The organism is Pseudomonas sp. Pseusp10 (genome assembly GCF_059492225.1).
Genome location: NZ_CP168528.1, coordinates 6,028,205 through 6,045,207, shown reverse-complemented (window position 1 = coordinate 6,045,207; position 17,003 = coordinate 6,028,205). Strand labels below are relative to the sequence as shown.

At 55.1% G+C, this 17,003-nt stretch carries 11 protein-coding genes, 2 tRNA genes and 3 rRNA genes; all 16 read left to right on the top strand.

Annotation, left to right across the window (positions count from 1 at the left end; genetic code table 11):
• Positions 1 to 10: 10 nt before the first annotated feature.
• The 16 genes from ACEN8Z_RS27465 (at position 11) to ACEN8Z_RS27390 (ending at position 16,950) form a co-directional block, all read left to right on the top strand.
• On the top strand, positions 11 to 748 hold the full coding sequence (locus tag ACEN8Z_RS27465) for a tetratricopeptide repeat protein (RefSeq protein ID WP_442100338.1): 738 nt from the start codon (positions 11 to 13) through the stop codon (positions 746 to 748).
• The gene (locus ACEN8Z_RS27460; RefSeq protein WP_495596264.1) at positions 748 to 1,083 is read left to right on the top strand and encodes a YqcC family protein; all 336 of its coding nucleotides are present in this window, start codon (positions 748 to 750) and stop codon (positions 1,081 to 1,083) included. Before ACEN8Z_RS27465 ends, ACEN8Z_RS27460 begins: the two co-directional genes overlap by 1 nt.
• A 484-nt stretch (positions 1,084 to 1,567) precedes the next feature.
• Positions 1,568 to 3,292, top strand: coding sequence for an acetolactate synthase 3 large subunit (locus tag ACEN8Z_RS27455; RefSeq protein WP_108232442.1), 1,725 nt, complete (start codon positions 1,568 to 1,570; stop codon positions 3,290 to 3,292).
• Positions 3,293 to 3,294: 2 nt separating this feature from the next.
• Positions 3,295 to 3,786 carry an acetolactate synthase small subunit gene (ilvN, locus tag ACEN8Z_RS27450; RefSeq protein ID WP_003205610.1) on the top strand — a complete coding sequence of 164 codons (492 nt, stop codon included), beginning with the start codon at positions 3,295 to 3,297 and terminating at the stop codon, positions 3,784 to 3,786.
• A 45-nt stretch (positions 3,787 to 3,831) separates the two neighbouring features.
• Positions 3,832 to 4,848 carry a ketol-acid reductoisomerase gene (gene ilvC, locus ACEN8Z_RS27445; protein WP_003228216.1) on the top strand — a complete coding sequence of 339 codons (1,017 nt, stop codon included), beginning with the start codon at positions 3,832 to 3,834 and terminating at the stop codon, positions 4,846 to 4,848.
• Positions 4,849 to 4,992: 144 nt separating this feature from the next.
• Positions 4,993 to 5,847: a CDP-diacylglycerol--serine O-phosphatidyltransferase gene (gene pssA / locus ACEN8Z_RS27440; protein WP_277531793.1), complete on the top strand. Its 855-nt coding sequence runs from the start codon at positions 4,993 to 4,995 to the stop codon at positions 5,845 to 5,847.
• A 58-nt stretch (positions 5,848 to 5,905) separates the two neighbouring features.
• Positions 5,906 to 6,919 carry a protein-methionine-sulfoxide reductase catalytic subunit MsrP gene (gene msrP, locus ACEN8Z_RS27435; RefSeq protein WP_495596263.1) on the top strand — a complete coding sequence of 338 codons (1,014 nt, stop codon included), beginning with the start codon at positions 5,906 to 5,908 and terminating at the stop codon, positions 6,917 to 6,919.
• Positions 6,919 to 7,539 (top strand): protein-methionine-sulfoxide reductase heme-binding subunit MsrQ, encoded by a 621-nt coding sequence (gene msrQ / locus ACEN8Z_RS27430; protein ID WP_495596262.1) that lies wholly within the window; start codon positions 6,919 to 6,921, stop codon positions 7,537 to 7,539. The genes msrP and msrQ overlap by 1 nt, the downstream gene beginning before the upstream one ends.
• A 485-nt stretch (positions 7,540 to 8,024) precedes the next feature.
• Positions 8,025 to 9,561 (top strand): 16S ribosomal RNA (locus tag ACEN8Z_RS27425).
• 121 nt (positions 9,562 to 9,682) lie between these two features.
• Positions 9,683 to 9,759, top strand: a tRNA-Ile gene (locus tag ACEN8Z_RS27420).
• Positions 9,760 to 9,768: 9 nt separating this feature from the next.
• Positions 9,769 to 9,844: transfer RNA gene (locus ACEN8Z_RS27415), tRNA-Ala, on the top strand.
• A 229-nt stretch (positions 9,845 to 10,073) separates the two neighbouring features.
• Positions 10,074 to 12,964, top strand: a 23S ribosomal RNA gene (locus tag ACEN8Z_RS27410).
• Positions 12,965 to 13,120: 156 nt separating this feature from the next.
• Positions 13,121 to 13,236, top strand: a 5S ribosomal RNA gene (gene rrf / locus ACEN8Z_RS27405).
• Together the 16S, 23S and 5S rRNA genes with 2 tRNA genes alongside form the textbook arrangement of a ribosomal RNA operon.
• 148 nt (positions 13,237 to 13,384) lie before the next feature.
• A complete protein-coding gene (locus tag ACEN8Z_RS27400) occupies positions 13,385 to 14,044 on the top strand; it encodes a paraquat-inducible protein A (protein ID WP_277531788.1) in 660 nt (219 codons plus the stop codon).
• Positions 14,031 to 14,654, top strand: coding sequence for a paraquat-inducible protein A (locus ACEN8Z_RS27395; protein WP_495596261.1), 624 nt, complete (start codon positions 14,031 to 14,033; stop codon positions 14,652 to 14,654). Before ACEN8Z_RS27400 ends, ACEN8Z_RS27395 begins: the two co-directional genes overlap by 14 nt.
• Positions 14,647 to 16,950, top strand: a complete 2,304-nt coding sequence (locus tag ACEN8Z_RS27390; protein ID WP_495596260.1) for a PqiB family protein — start codon at positions 14,647 to 14,649, stop codon at positions 16,948 to 16,950. Before ACEN8Z_RS27395 ends, ACEN8Z_RS27390 begins: the two co-directional genes overlap by 8 nt.
• The last annotated feature ends 53 nt before the right edge of the window (positions 16,951 to 17,003 follow it).

The following is a 17,003-nucleotide window of genomic DNA, read 5'->3' as shown; positions in this document are numbered from 1 at the left end:
AGGGTTTCAAGTGAACAAGTGGTTGATTCCAGCGGTTGCCGCCGTAGCTTTGCTCAGCGGTTGCTCCACCGTACAACGTGGCTCGATCCCGGTCGTGGACTCCGGCACCGCCGTGTCCAATAGTGAGCGGATCTCGGCCAATGGCGGCTTCCGCCAGACGACCGTCAAGCGCCCTGCGCAGGGTCAGTCCCGGACCCAGGCGATTCCGCAAGGTGACAGCGGTGTAGTGGTGATGGTGCCAGGCGCTGCAACGACTTCAACGCCGATCAGCACCACGCCGATAACCCCGGGTCCGATCACGCCGGGGCCAATTGACACGTCGCCGGTCCAGTCGGCGCCGATCAATCAGGGCAGCTACAACATGCCGTCGTCGCCAAGCGGGATTCCGTCGGCCAGTTCGGGCGGACTTTCTGCGGACGAGCAACTGGACGGCCCGGTATTGGCCTTGCTGACCACCGCTCAACAGCAACAGGCAAGTGGTGATCTCAATGGTGCCTCCTCCAGCCTTGAGCGCGCCCAGCGCGTTGCTCCGCGTGAGCCGCAGGTGCTTTACCGCCTGGCGCAGGTGCGCATGGCTCAAGGCGATGCGGCGCAAGCCGAGCAGTTCGCTCGCCGTGGGCTGACCTTTGCCAATGGCCGTCCGGCCCTGCAGGCCAATTTGTGGGAACTGATTGGCCAGGCGCGTGAAAAACAGGGTGACTCCCAGGGCGCGGCATTGGCTCGTCAGAAGGCCAAGGTAACGGGGTGATGGACGCGCGTTTTCTGAAAATCGCCGATCAACTGTTGTTGATCGAGCGTGAGTTGCGGGTGCAAGGGTGGTGGGATGAAGTCTCGCCATCTGCTGAAGAGCTTTCCAGTGTCGAGCCTTTTTCGGTCGATACACTGGATTTCGAGCAATGGCTGCAATGGATCTTCCTGCCACGCATGAAGATGATCCTTGAGCAGGATTTGCCGCTACCCAACGCTTCGGGCATTCAGGAAATGGCCGAAATGGTCTTTGCCGGACGCAATGTCCAGGGCAAGGACCGGCAGTTGCAGGTATTGCTCAAACAGTTTGATCAGTTGATCACGGCGTCTCGCTGAGCCAGAAGCTGCCAGCGCCTGCTGGCAGTTATCCACAATCACTTTCTGTATGTCATTGGCCGATGCTGCGTCAGTGCGTTCGCGTGCCAATTCTTGGCAAAAGTTGCGCAATTGGAGCTAACGCGCTGGCGGTTTATGGGTTTTTTCTTGCGTTCTCATGTGCTTACTAGAATAAAACACTTAGACGGCTTGACTTGCGAGGGACGAAACAGAAGAATCCAAAGTCCGCTGTACAGGGACTGCCAGAAGCAGACCCTCTCGGCAGATCATGAGGCGCATATCCGCGTCGACCTGTTACACCCGCAACGCGTTACCTCGCGCTGGGTGGGAAAAGCCCGCAACACTTGGGACGATCCCAATACTTGCTCAGTCAGTGCTGACGTAGTCGGCGACCACCGTCGCTCATGCTCTGCCGAGAAGTAAACCTATTAAGACCCGTCCCATTTTTCGTGGGCGGTATTCTGGCGTTTTAGAGGTGAGCAACGTGGAGCTTTTATCTGGCGGTGAGATGCTCGTCCGCTTTTTGCGCGACGAAGGCGTCAAATATATCTACGGGTACCCGGGTGGTGCTCTTCTTCATGTTTACGATGCCCTGTTCAAAGAACCGGAAGTGACCCACATCCTGGTTCGTCACGAGCAAGCGGCTACCCATATGGCTGACGGCTACGCCCGTGCCACCGGTAAAGCCGGTGTGGTACTGGTAACTTCCGGTCCTGGTGCAACAAACGCCATCACCGGTATCGCCACTGCCTATATGGACTCCATTCCGATGGTGGTCATTTCCGGCCAGGTGCCGAGCACCATGGTCGGTACCGATGCGTTCCAGGAAACCGACATGATCGGTATCTCCCGGCCGATCGTGAAGCACAGCTTCATGATCAAGCACGCGTCGGAAATCCCGGAAGTCATGAAGAAAGCCTTCTATCTGGCGCAATCCGGTCGTCCTGGTCCGGTCGTTGTCGATATCCCGAAAGACATGACCAACCCGGCCGAGAAGTTCGAATACGTCTTCCCGAAAAAAGCCAAGTTGCGCTCCTACAGCCCGGCTGTTCGCGGTCACTCCGGTCAAATCCGCAAGGCGGCAGAAATGCTCCTGGCGGCCAAGCGCCCTGTGTTGTACTCGGGCGGCGGCGTGATCCTTGGTGGCGGTTCCGCACCACTGACCGAACTGGCGAAGATGCTCAATCTGCCAGTGACCAATACCCTGATGGGCCTCGGTGGCTACCCTGGCACCGACCGTCAGTTCATCGGCATGCTCGGCATGCACGGCAGCTACACCGCCAACCTGGCGATGCACCATGCTGACGTGATCCTCGCTGTCGGCGCGCGTTTCGACGACCGTGTCATCAACGGTGCATCGAAGTTCTGCCCGAACGCCAAGATCATTCACATCGACATCGACCCGGCTTCGATCTCCAAGACCATCAAGGCCGACGTGCCTATCGTGGGTCCGGTTGAGAGCGTCCTGACTGAAATGGTCGCGATCCTCAAGGAAATCGGCGAGACCCCGAACAAGGAGTCCGTTGCCAGTTGGTGGAAGCAGGTTGACGAGTGGCGTGGTGATCGCGGCCTGTTCCCGTATGACAAGGGCGACGGCAGCAAGATCAAACCGCAAACCGTGATCGAAACCCTGTGCGAAGTGACCAAGGGCGACGCCTTTGTGACCTCCGACGTTGGTCAGCACCAAATGTTCGCCGCGCAGTACTACAAGTTCAACAAGCCGAACCGTTGGATCAACTCTGGTGGCCTCGGCACCATGGGCTTCGGTTTCCCTGCGGCCATGGGCATTCAGTTGAGCTTCCCGGATGCGGACGTCGCCTGTGTAACGGGCGAGGGCAGCATCCAGATGAACATTCAGGAACTGTCCACCTGTCTGCAATATGGTTTGCCGGTAAAAATCGTCATCCTGAACAACGGCGTGCTGGGTATGGTTCGTCAGTGGCAGGACATGAGCTATGGCAGCCGTCACTCGCACTCCTACATGGAGTCGTTGCCTGACTTCGTCAAGCTGGCTGAGGCCTATGGTCACGTCGGCGTACGCATCACCGAATCGAAAGATTTGAAGTCGAAGATGGAAGAGGCGTTCGCCATGAAAGATCGCCTGGTAGTGATCGATATTTCGGTCGATACCAGCGAGCACGTCTACCCGATGCAAATCAAAGACGGCTCCATGCGCGATATGTGGCTGAGCAAGACGGAGCGTACCTAATCATGCGGCACATTATTTCCTTGCTTCTGGAAAACGAACCTGGCGCTCTGTCTCGTGTGGTTGGTCTGTTCTCGCAGCGCAACTACAACATCGAAAGCCTGACCGTGGCGCCGACCGAAGACCCGACTTTGTCGCGTCTGACGCTGACCACAGTTGGCCACGATGAAATCATCGAACAGATCACCAAGAACCTGAACAAGCTGATCGAAGTGGTAAAACTGGTCGACCTGTCGGAGAGTGCTCACATCGAGCGCGAACTGATGCTGGTCAAGGTCAAGGCCACCGGCGCCCAGCGCGCCGAGATCAAGCGCACTACCGATATTTACCGTGGACAGATCGTCGATGTCAGCGCCAGCGTGTATACCGTTCAACTGACCGGTACCAGCGACAAGCTCGACAGCTTCATTCAGTCCATTGGCACCGCCTCGATTCTGGAAACCGTCCGTAGTGGCGTGACCGGCATTGCCCGCGGCGACAAAGTACTCAGCATCTAAACCAAATTAGCGAACGGCCTGAACGGCCTGATATAGGGGAAATTCATGAAAGTTTTCTACGATAAAGACTGCGACCTGTCGATCATCCAGGGCAAGAAAGTTGCCATCATCGGTTACGGTTCCCAGGGTCACGCTCAAGCGTGCAACCTGAAAGATTCCGGCGTTGACGTGACTGTTGGCCTGCGTAAAGGTTCGGCTACCGTTGCCAAGGCTGAAGCCCATGGCCTGAAAGTGACCGACGTTGCTTCCGCTGTCGCGGCTGCCGACCTGGTCATGATCCTGACCCCGGACGAATTCCAGTCCTCCCTGTACAAGAACGAAATCGAGCCGAACATCAAGAAAGGCGCCACCCTGGCCTTCTCCCACGGCTTCGCGATCCACTACAACCAGGTTGTGCCGCGCGCTGACCTCGACGTGATCATGATCGCGCCGAAGGCACCAGGCCACACCGTACGTTCCGAGTTCGTGAAGGGCGGCGGTATCCCTGACCTGATCGCTATCTACCAGGACGCCTCGGGCAACGCCAAGAACGTCGCTCTGTCCTACGCTGCCGGCGTTGGCGGCGGTCGTACCGGCATCATCGAAACCACCTTCAAGGACGAGACTGAAACCGACCTGTTCGGCGAGCAAGCCGTTCTGTGCGGCGGTACGGTTGAACTGGTCAAAGCCGGTTTCGAAACTCTGGTTGAAGCTGGCTACGCGCCGGAAATGGCCTACTTCGAGTGCCTGCACGAACTGAAGCTGATCGTTGACCTCATGTACGAAGGCGGTATCGCCAACATGAACTACTCGATCTCCAACAACGCCGAATACGGCGAATACGTGACCGGCCCGGAAGTCATCAACGCCGAATCCCGTCAGGCCATGCGCAACGCCCTGAAACGTATTCAGGACGGCGAATACGCCAAGATGTTCATCAGCGAAGGCGCTACCGGCTATCCTTCGATGACCGCCAAGCGTCGTAACAACGCCGCTCACGGTATCGAAATCATCGGTGAGCAACTGCGCTCCATGATGCCGTGGATCGGTGCCAACAAAATCGTCGACAAAGCCAAGAACTAAGTCACGCGCTTGTACGAAAAACGCGGCTTAGGCCGCGTTTTTTCGTTTGGGAGGCCGGTTCTGGTATAAAGCTGCATCGTTTGCGGCCGAACCGTCGTCCCAGACACCTGTCCAAACTTTCCACCCCGTTGCAAGGTAATGTCCATGAGCGAACGCCCCGAAGAGCCAAACCAGGCTTCTGACGCCGAAAGCCTGCTGCCCATCGATGAACATGTCGAGGAAGGGCATGACGCTGAAGGTCGTAAAGTCCGGCATCGTGGTATCTATCTTCTGCCGAATCTGTTCACCACTGCGAACCTGTTCGCGGGGTTCTATTCCATCATCAACTCGATGAGTGCGCAGGCTGCCTTGAGCGCCGGCGACTCGGTCAATGCAAGCAAGTACTTTGCTTTTGCCGCCATCGCGATTTTCGTTGCCATGGTGCTCGACGGCCTCGATGGTCGCGTTGCCCGCATGACCAATACCCAGAGTGCCTTCGGCGCCGAATATGACTCGCTGTCGGATATGGTTGCCTTTGGTGTTGCGCCGGCATTGCTGGCCTTCGGTTGGGCCCTGGGTGACATGGGCAAGGTTGGCTGGATGGTCGCCTTCGTTTATGTCGCGGGTGCGGCGCTGCGTCTCGCACGTTTCAATACTCAGGTCGGTACGGCGGACAAGCGCTATTTCATCGGTCTGGCCAGCCCGGCGGCGGCGGGTGTTGTTGCGGGCATTGTCTGGGCGTTCAGCGATTACGGCATCCAGGGCTCCAAAATGTCTTTCCTGGTTGCGTTGATGGTGGCTGCGGCCGGCATGCTGATGGTCAGCAACATCAAGTACAACAGCTTCAAGGAGCTGGACCTGAAAGGCCGTGTGCCGTTCGTGGCAATCCTCGCTGTGGTGCTGGTGTTCGCAGTGGTGTTCAGTGATCCGCCGCGCATCCTGCTGCTGGTGTTTCTCGCCTATGCAGCCTCCGGCCCGGTTCAATACCTGTTACGTCTTCGTCGTAACAAGAGCGTGTAATTTCCCTCATACTCCGCAGTCTATGGGTGCATCTGTCCTCCAGAGCTGCGGAGTAACCATGCTGATCAAAGTCTCCAAAGCGTCCGACTGCCATGAGTCGGACGTCACGCCTGAATCCCTCTATCTATCTCGGCGCAATGTGCTCTGTGCCACGGTTGCCGGCTTCGCCCTGGGCAGCCTGCCGCAATGGGCCAGCGCTGGCGACAGTGCGCGCTACCCGGATGTTGAATCCGGTAAGGCGCCTTCCTGGTTCAGCGAAAAGCTTCCGGCTACCAGGTGGGGTGCGATCAACGTCAAGGATGAGGCGATCACGCCTTTCAAGGATGCGACCCACTACAACAACTTCTACGAGTTCGGCACCGACAAAGGTGATCCGGCCGCCAATGCCGGCACGTTGAAAACGGAGCCGTGGTCGGTGGTGGTGGACGGGGAGGTGGGCAAGCCAGGGCGGTATGCGCTGGAAGACTTCATGAAACCGTATCAGTTGGAAGAGCGAATCTACCGCCTGCGCTGTGTGGAAGCCTGGTCGATGGTCATTCCCTGGATCGGTTTTCCCCTCTCGGCCTTGCTCAAGGAGGTCGAGCCGACCTCGAAAGCCAGATTCATCCGTTTCGAAACCCTGCTGGATCCCAAAAGCATGCCGGGCCAGCGTTCCGGTTTTGCCTTGATCGACTGGCCGTATATAGAAGGGCTGCGTCTGGATGAGGCGATGAACCCGTTGGCGATTCTTGCCGTTGGAATGTACGGGCGTGAATTACCTAATCAAAACGGCGCGCCGCTGCGTTTGGTGGTGCCTTGGAAGTATGGCTTCAAGAGCATCAAGTCCATCGTCCGCATCAGTCTGGTCAGTGAGCAGCCGAAAACCACCTGGCAGAGTATTGCTTCGGATGAATATGGCTTTTATGCGAACGTGAACCCCACTGTTGATCATCCTCGCTGGACTCAGGCTCGTGAACGCCGCTTGCCCAGCGGTTTGTTCAAGCCCAATGTACGCGACACGCAAATGTTCAACGGCTATTCAGAAGAAGTCGCTTCTCTATATGCGGGGCTCGACCTGAGGAAGAATTACTGATGCGCCATCCGTTTTGGCGTATCGGCGTCTTTGTCGTGGCGTTGGTGTGGCCGCTGCTGTGGTTGTACCAGGCTTGGGAAGATCTCCTCGGGCCGGATCCAGGCAAGGTGCTGGTCGATCGATTGGGTTTGGGGGCGCTTGTTCTGCTGCTTGTAACGTTGAGCATGACGCCTTTGCAGAAGCTCACCGGTTGGTCGGGGTGGTTTGCCGTACGGAGACAGTTGGGGCTGTGGTGTTTTGCCTATGTGCTGCTCCACCTCGGTAGTTATTGCGCATTCATTCTTGGTTTTGACTGGTTGCAGCTGGGTGTCGAGCTGCGCAAGCGGCCTTACATTATTGTCGGGGCGCTGGGTTTTCTTGGTTTGCTGGCATTGGCGGTGACGTCCAATCGATATAGTCAGCGACGATTGGGTGTTCGCTGGAAGAAGTTACATCGCCTGGGTTATGTAATTCTTGGGCTCGGATTGCTGCATATGCTCTGGATTGTGCGTGCGGACCTGAAGGAGTGGGCGATCTATGCATCTATAGGTGCGCTGCTGTTAGTGCTGCGGCTACCGCCTTTAGCCCGTCGAATCCCGCGTTTAATGGCTAAAAAGGCCTCTTCTGCCAAAAAGGCGTAAATAGTGGTTGACGGCAGATTCTGGAGGCCTATAATTCGCCCCACTTCCGGCGCAGTCGAAACGGAAAACTCCTTGATAAACAAAGAGTTACGCAGTTTTCGGCAGTGGTTGCTTCAGGTCATCGAAGCGCAAAGGAAGTTGAAAAAGAGGTGTTGACAGCAGCGTGTAACGCTGTAGAATTCGCCTCCCGCTGACGAGAGATCGAAAGCGCAAGTGGTTGAAGTTGTTAAGGAAATCCTTGAAAACTTCTGAAAAAATCACTTGACAGCAAATGAGGCTGCTGTAGAATGCGCGCCTCGGTTGAGACGAAAGCTCTTAACCAACCGCTCTTTAACAACTGAATCAAGCAATTCGTGTGGGTGCTTGTGGAGTCAGACTGTTAGTCAACAGATTATCAGCATCACAAGTTACTCCGCGAGAAATCAAAGATGTAACCAACGATTGCTGAGCCAAGTTTAGGGTTTTCTCAAAACCCAAAGATGTTTGAACTGAAGAGTTTGATCATGGCTCAGATTGAACGCTGGCGGCAGGCCTAACACATGCAAGTCGAGCGGATGACGGGAGCTTGCTCTCTGATTCAGCGGCGGACGGGTGAGTAATGCCTAGGAATCTGCCTGGTAGTGGGGGACAACGTTTCGAAAGGAACGCTAATACCGCATACGTCCTACGGGAGAAAGCAGGGGACCTTCGGGCCTTGCGCTATCAGATGAGCCTAGGTCGGATTAGCTAGTTGGTGAGGTAATGGCTCACCAAGGCGACGATCCGTAACTGGTCTGAGAGGATGATCAGTCACACTGGAACTGAGAGACGGTCCAGACTCCTACGGGAGGCAGCAGTGGGGAATATTGGACAATGGGCGAAAGCCTGATCCAGCCATGCCGCGTGTGTGAAGAAGGTCTTCGGATTGTAAAGCACTTTAAGTTGGGAGGAAGGGCATTAACCTAATACGTTAGTGTTTTGACGTTACCGACAGAATAAGCACCGGCTAACTCTGTGCCAGCAGCCGCGGTAATACAGAGGGTGCAAGCGTTAATCGGAATTACTGGGCGTAAAGCGCGCGTAGGTGGTTTGTTAAGTTGGATGTGAAAGCCCCGGGCTCAACCTGGGAACTGCATTCAAAACTGACAAGCTAGAGTATGGTAGAGGGTGGTGGAATTTCCTGTGTAGCGGTGAAATGCGTAGATATAGGAAGGAACACCAGTGGCGAAGGCGACCACCTGGACTGATACTGACACTGAGGTGCGAAAGCGTGGGGAGCAAACAGGATTAGATACCCTGGTAGTCCACGCCGTAAACGATGTCAACTAGCCGTTGGGAGCCTTGAGCTCTTAGTGGCGCAGCTAACGCATTAAGTTGACCGCCTGGGGAGTACGGCCGCAAGGTTAAAACTCAAATGAATTGACGGGGGCCCGCACAAGCGGTGGAGCATGTGGTTTAATTCGAAGCAACGCGAAGAACCTTACCAGGCCTTGACATCCAATGAACTTTCCAGAGATGGATGGGTGCCTTCGGGAACATTGAGACAGGTGCTGCATGGCTGTCGTCAGCTCGTGTCGTGAGATGTTGGGTTAAGTCCCGTAACGAGCGCAACCCTTGTCCTTAGTTACCAGCACGTCATGGTGGGCACTCTAAGGAGACTGCCGGTGACAAACCGGAGGAAGGTGGGGATGACGTCAAGTCATCATGGCCCTTACGGCCTGGGCTACACACGTGCTACAATGGTCGGTACAGAGGGTTGCCAAGCCGCGAGGTGGAGCTAATCCCACAAAACCGATCGTAGTCCGGATCGCAGTCTGCAACTCGACTGCGTGAAGTCGGAATCGCTAGTAATCGCGAATCAGAATGTCGCGGTGAATACGTTCCCGGGCCTTGTACACACCGCCCGTCACACCATGGGAGTGGGTTGCACCAGAAGTAGCTAGTCTAACCTTCGGGAGGACGGTTACCACGGTGTGATTCATGACTGGGGTGAAGTCGTAACAAGGTAGCCGTAGGGGAACCTGCGGCTGGATCACCTCCTTAATCGACGACTCAGCTGCTCCATGAGCTCCCACACGAATTGCTTGATTCATTGAAGAAGACGATAGAAGCAGCTTTAAGCTCCAGGCTGATAGCTCACGCTAACAGTTACGCGCTCGAAATTGGGTCTGTAGCTCAGTTGGTTAGAGCGCACCCCTGATAAGGGTGAGGTCGGCAGTTCGAATCTGCCCAGACCCACCAATTTTGTATGGGGCCATAGCTCAGCTGGGAGAGCGCCTGCCTTGCACGCAGGAGGTCAACGGTTCGATCCCGTTTGGCTCCACCATAAACTGCTTCAGATGTCTGAGAGTTTAGAAATGAATATTCCGCGATGAATATTGATTTCTAGTCTTTTGATTAGATCGTTCTTTAAAAATTTGGGTATGTGATAGAAAGATAGACTGAACGTTACTTTCACTGGTAACGGATCAGGCTAAGGTAAAATTTGTGAGTTTAATCGCGAATTTTCGGCGAATGTCGTCTTCACAGTATAACCAGATTGCTTGGGGTTATATGGTCAAGTGAAGAAGCGCATACGGTGGATGCCTTGGCAGTCAGAGGCGATGAAAGACGTGGTAGCCTGCGAAAAGCTTCGGGGAGTCGGCAAACAGACTTTGATCCGGAGATGTCTGAATGGGGGAACCCAGCCATCATAAGATGGTTATCTTGTACTGAATACATAGGTGCAAGAGGCGAACCAGGGGAACTGAAACATCTAAGTACCCTGAGGAAAAGAAATCAACCGAGATTCCCTTAGTAGTGGCGAGCGAACGGGGACTAGCCCTTAAGTGGCTTTGAGATTAGCGGAACGCTCTGGAAAGTGCGGCCATAGTGGGTGATAGCCCTGTACGCGAAAATCTCTTGGTCATGAAATCGAGTAGGACGGAGCACGAGAAACTTTGTCTGAATATGGGGGACCATCCTCCAAGGCTAAATACTACTGACTGACCGATAGTGAACTAGTACCGTGAGGGAAAGGCGAAAAGAACCCCGGAGAGGGGAGTGAAATAGATCCTGAAACCGTATGCGTACAAGCAGTGGGAGCCTACTTTGTTAGGTGACTGCGTACCTTTTGTATAATGGGTCAGCGACTTATTTTCAGTGGCGAGCTTAACCGAATAGGGGAGGCGTAGCGAAAGCGAGTCTTAATAGGGCGTCTAGTCGCTGGGAATAGACCCGAAACCGGGCGATCTATCCATGGGCAGGTTGAAGGTTAGGTAACACTGACTGGAGGACCGAACCGACTACCGTTGAAAAGTTAGCGGATGACCTGTGGATCGGAGTGAAAGGCTAATCAAGCTCGGAGATAGCTGGTTCTCCTCGAAAGCTATTTAGGTAGCGCCTCATGTATCACTGTAGGGGGTAGAGCACTGTTTCGGCTAGGGGGTCATCCCGACTTACCAAACCGATGCAAACTCCGAATACCTACAAGTGCCGAGCATGGGAGACACACGGCGGGTGCTAACGTCCGTCGTGAAAAGGGAAACAACCCAGACCGTCAGCTAAGGTCCCAAAGTTATGGTTAAGTGGGAAACGATGTGGGAAGGCTTAGACAGCTAGGAGGTTGGCTTAGAAGCAGCCACCCTTTAAAGAAAGCGTAATAGCTCACTAGTCGAGTCGGCCTGCGCGGAAGATGTAACGGGGCTCAAACCATACACCGAAGCTACGGGTATCACTTAGGTGATGCGGTAGAGGAGCGTTCTGTAAGCCTGTGAAGGTGAGTTGAGAAGCTTGCTGGAGGTATCAGAAGTGCGAATGCTGACATGAGTAACGACAATGGGTGTGAAAAACACCCACGCCGAAAGACCAAGGTTTCCTGCGCAACGTTAATCGACGCAGGGTTAGTCGGTCCCTAAGGCGAGGCTGAAAAGCGTAGTCGATGGAAAACAGGTTAATATTCCTGTACTTCTGGTTATTGCGATGGAGGGACGGAGAAGGCTAGGCCAGCTTGGCGTTGGTTGTCCAAGTTTAAGGTGGTAGGCTGAGATCTTAGGTAAATCCGGGATCTTAAGGCCGAGAGCTGATGACGAGTTACCCTCTGGGTGACGAAGTGGTTGATGCCATGCTTCCAAGAAAAGCTTCTAAGCTTCAGATAACCAGGAACCGTACCCCAAACCGACACAGGTGGTTGGGTAGAGAATACCAAGGCGCTTGAGAGAACTCGGGTGAAGGAACTAGGCAAAATGGCACCGTAACTTCGGGAGAAGGTGCGCCGGTGAGGGTGAAGCACTTGCTGCGTAAGCCCACGCCGGTCGAAGATACCAGGCCGCTGCGACTGTTTATTAAAAACACAGCACTCTGCAAACACGAAAGTGGACGTATAGGGTGTGACGCCTGCCCGGTGCCGGAAGGTTAATTGATGGGGTTAGCTAACGCGAAGCTCTTGATCGAAGCCCCGGTAAACGGCGGCCGTAACTATAACGGTCCTAAGGTAGCGAAATTCCTTGTCGGGTAAGTTCCGACCTGCACGAATGGCGTAACGATGGCGGCGCTGTCTCCACCCGAGACTCAGTGAAATTGAAATCGCTGTGAAGATGCAGTGTATCCGCGGCTAGACGGAAAGACCCCGTGAACCTTTACTATAGCTTTGCACTGGACTTTGAATTTGCTTGTGTAGGATAGGTGGGAGGCTTTGAAGCGTGGACGCCAGTTCGCGTGGAGCCATCCTTGAAATACCACCCTGGCAACTTTGAGGTTCTAACTCAGGTCCGTTATCCGGATCGAGGACAGTGTATGGTGGGTAGTTTGACTGGGGCGGTCTCCTCCTAAAGAGTAACGGAGGAGTACGAAGGTGCGCTCAGACCGGTCGGAAATCGGTCGTAGAGTATAAAGGCAAAAGCGCGCTTGACTGCGAGACAGACACGTCGAGCAGGTACGAAAGTAGGTCTTAGTGATCCGGTGGTTCTGTATGGAAGGGCCATCGCTCAACGGATAAAAGGTACTCCGGGGATAACAGGCTGATACCGCCCAAGAGTTCATATCGACGGCGGTGTTTGGCACCTCGATGTCGGCTCATCACATCCTGGGGCTGAAGCCGGTCCCAAGGGTATGGCTGTTCGCCATTTAAAGTGGTACGCGAGCTGGGTTTAGAACGTCGTGAGACAGTTCGGTCCCTATCTGCCGTGGACGTTTGAGATTTGAGAGGGGCTGCTCCTAGTACGAGAGGACCGGAGTGGACGAACCTCTGGTGTTCCGGTTGTCACGCCAGTGGCATTGCCGGGTAGCTATGTTCGGGAAAGATAACCGCTGAAAGCATCTAAGCGGGAAACTTGCCTCAAGATGAGATCTCACTGGGACCTTGAGTCCCCTGAAGGGCCGTCGAAGACTACGACGTTGATAGGTTGGGTGTGTAAGCGCTGTGAGGCGTTGAGCTAACCAATACTAATTGCCCGTGAGGCTTGACCATATAACACCCAAGCAATTTGCGAACTCGGAAGAGGCCAGATTGCGGTGTGTGAAGACGCAAGAACCGAAAGTTCGAGATACTCACCAAACACCGAAGCTATCACCTACCCAATTTGCTGAAGCGAGGCCATCTGGTCACGACTCGGTACCCGAATTTCTTGACGACCATAGAGCATTGGAACCACCTGATCCCATCCCGAACTCAGCAGTGAAACGATGCATCGCCGATGGTAGTGTGGGGTTTCCCCATGTGAGAGTAGGTCATCGTCAAGATTAAATTCCGAAACCCCTATCTGCGTATGCAGGTAGGGGTTTTGTTTTTGCGCGTGAAAAAAACAGGACTGGTTGTTGCACATTTCGCACAGTTATTTTCAGTCCATGGCACTAGAATAGGCCCAACTTTTTCAGAATCAGAGCCTTTATGCCGGATCCGGTTGACGCCCAAGGGCTGTCAGAATTACCGCTAGACAATCTGGTTGCCTGTCATGAGTGCGACCTGCTGATGCGTAAGCCAGAACTCGCCCACGGCGAAAAAGCCCTGTGCCCGCGCTGTGGCTACGAGCTTTATGCCCATCGCTACAACGTCGTACAGCGCAGCCTTGCCTTGGTCATTGCCGCCTTGATGTTGTTTATTCCGGCGAACTTTTTACCCATCATGCAACTCAATCTGCTCGGGCAATCTTCGCAAGACACTGTCTGGAGCGGTGTTGTCGCCCTTTTTGATACCGGCATGCAAAGCGTTTCAGTGGTCGTGTTCCTGTGCAGCATGGGGATCCCACTGCTCAAGCTACTGTGCCAACTGGCTGTATTGTTGAGTATCCGTTTTGATATCGGACGCAGCTACGGCTTGTTGCTCTATCGCATTTATCACCATATACGCGAATGGGGGATGCTCGAGGTTTACTTCATGGGCGTGCTGGTGGCGATCGTCAAGCTGGCAGATATGGCAGCAATCACCGTAGGCCTCGGCTTGGCGTGCTTCATTGGTTTGTTGCTGATTCAAGTCTGGCTGGAGGTCGTGATGTCGCCTCACCAGATCTGGCAAGCATTATCAGGAGAGGATGCCCATGCGGGCGATTGATGCAGGCATTCTGATTTGCAAGGAATGTCATGAATTGAACAGGCAGGAAGCTGATACCGATGAGCAAGTCTGTACACGCTGCGGAGCGTTGGTGCATGCCCGCAGCCCAAATAGCCTGGTGCGTACTTGGGCATTGCTGATTACAGCCGCCATTCTTTACATACCGGCCAATTTGTTGCCGATCATGACCGTGAACTCCTTGGGCAAAGGTGCGCCCAGCACGATCATGGCCGGTGTGATCGAGTTGATGCACTACGGAATGTTCCCCATTGCGGCCATGGTGTTTATCGCCAGTATCGTGGTGCCCACGTTCAAGCTGGTGGGCATCGCTCTGCTGCTGTTTTCCGTACAGCGCCGTCAGCCCCTTTCGGCTCGCCAGCGTATCTGGATGTACCGTTTCATTGAATTCATCGGCCGCTGGTCGATGCTCGATATCTTTGTGATCGCCATCCTCGTGGCGGTCGTGAATTTTGGGCGGCTTGCCAGCATCGAAGCCAATCTTGGCGCCATCGCTTTCGCCACGGTGGTGATTCTGACGATGCTTGCCGCAGTAACTTTCGATCCCCGACTGATTTGGGATAACACGGAGTCGGACGACGACCATGACTGATTTGCCTGTAGCGAAAACCCGACCGGCCTCGAACTGGTCTGCCATTTGGGTGTTGCCCCTGATCGCCTTGATCATCGGTGGCTGGCTCGGCTGGCGTGCCTATAACGAGACCGGTATCGAAATTCAGGTGCGTTTTGAGAGTGGCGAAGGCATTCAGGTCAACAAGACCGAAGTTGTCTATAAAGGCATGCCGGTCGGTAAGGTCAAAAGCCTGAAGCTCGATGATGAGGGAAGTTCCAAAGGTGTGATTGCCAGCATCGAAATGAACAAGGATGTGGAGCAATACCTGCGAACCAGCACGCGATTCTGGCTTGTGAAGCCGAGCGTGACTCTGGCTGGTATTACCGGCCTCGAGACGCTGGTTTCGGGCAACTACGTTGCGATCAGTCCGGGTGAAGGTGAACCGGTTCGCAAGTTCAAGGCCCTGGCTCAGGAGCCACCGCTCTCCGATGCCCAGCCGGGTCTGCACCTGACCATCAAGGCCGATCGACTGGGTTCGCTGAACCGTGGCAGTCCGGTGTTCTACAAACAAATCAAGGTGGGCCAGATCAAGAGCTACGTGCTGTCCGAGGACCAGAGCACCGTTGAGCTCAAGGTCTTCATTGAGCCGACTTACGCCAAACTGGTGCGCAAACACACACGTTTCTGGAACGCCAGCGGCATCAGCATCGATGCCAATCTGTCGGGTGTGAAAGTTCGCAGCGAGTCGTTGGCCAGCATCGTCGCTGGTGGTATTGCATTCGCTACGCCTGAAAACCGCAAGGACAGCCCGCCTACCGACCCAAGCCTGCCGTTCAGACTCTACGAAGACTTCGATGCAGCGGCGGCGGGTATCCGGGTCAAGGTCAAACTCAGCGACTTCGAAGGCTTGCAGGCCGGTCGTACGCCGGTGATGTACAAAGGTATTCAGGTCGGCAATCTCAAGGCGCTGAAGGTCGATCCTGACCTGTCCGGGGCCACCGCCGAATTGACGATGGACCCATTGGCCGAGGATTACCTGGTCGAAGGCACCCAATTCTGGGTGGTCAAACCCTCGATTTCCCTGGCGGGCATTACCGGCCTCGAGGCGTTGGTCAAAGGCAACTACATCGCTGTGCGACCTGGCGACAAGGGTTCGGCACCACAACGGGAGTTTGTGGCACGAGCCAAGGCGCCGCCGCTGGATCTGCGTGCACCGGGTCTGCACCTGGTGTTGTTCACGGAAAATCTCGGCTCGCTGGAAGTCGGCAGCCCGGTTCTCTACAAGCAGGTTAAAGTCGGCTCCGTGCAGAGCTATCAGTTCTCACGCACCAGGAAACAACTGATCATTGGTGTGCACATCGAGAAGGAATACGAAGGCCTGGTCAACGCCTCGACGCGCTTCTGGAACGCCAGTGGCATCACCCTCACGGGCGGGCTGACCGGTGGAGTCCAGGTTAAAAGTGAATCGTTGCAGAGCTTGATGGCCGGCGGCATTGCCTTCGAGACCCCACGAGACAAAGCCCCGTTGCAAAAGCGTGTTCCACGTTTCCGTCTGTTCGCTAACCATGAAGAGGCCACGCAGAAAGGCGAAGTCATCACGATCAAGCTCGATCGCGCTGATGGCTTGCGTACCGGCACTCCGATTCGTTTCAAGGGGCTGGATGTCGGCAAGGTGGAAGACGTTGATCTGAGCGAGGATCTGCAATCGGTGCTGCTGACCGCGCGGATTACAGAAGTGCCGGAGCGCATCGCTCGGGTCGGTAGTCAGTTCTGGGTGGTCAAGCCTGAACTGGGGCTGATCAAGACGTCCAACCTTGAAACCCTGGTAACCGGGCAATACATCGAGGTGCAACCGGCGTCGAAGAATCTGGGACCGCAGAAGAACTTTGTCGCTTTGGCCACTGCGCCAGAAACTGCCAGGCAGGAAGAGGGATTGAGTCTGGTGCTGAGCGCCGCTCGTCGTGGTTCGCTGAAGGCCGGTGTGCCGGTGACGTATCGCGAAATTACAGTGGGCAAGGTGACTGGCTATGAACTGGGGCAGACCGCTGATCGCGTGCTGATCCATATCCTGATCGAGCCGAAGTACGCGCCACTGGTGCGTAGCGGTACACGGTTCTGGAACACCAGCGGTTTCGACTTCGATGTCGGCCTGTTCAAAGGCGCAACGGTGCGTACTGAATCCCTGGAAACGATGATTCAGGGCGGAGTCGCCTTCGCCACGCCGGACGGCGAGCGCATGGGCAGCCCGGCGCGACCGGAGCAGACGTTTGCGTTGTTCGACAAGTTTGAAGAGGAATGGCTGGGTTGGGCGCCGAAGATTAGCCTTGGTAAATAACAGGGATTTGATTGGGCGTCTGTGATGGCGCCTTCGCGGGCAAGCCCGCTCCC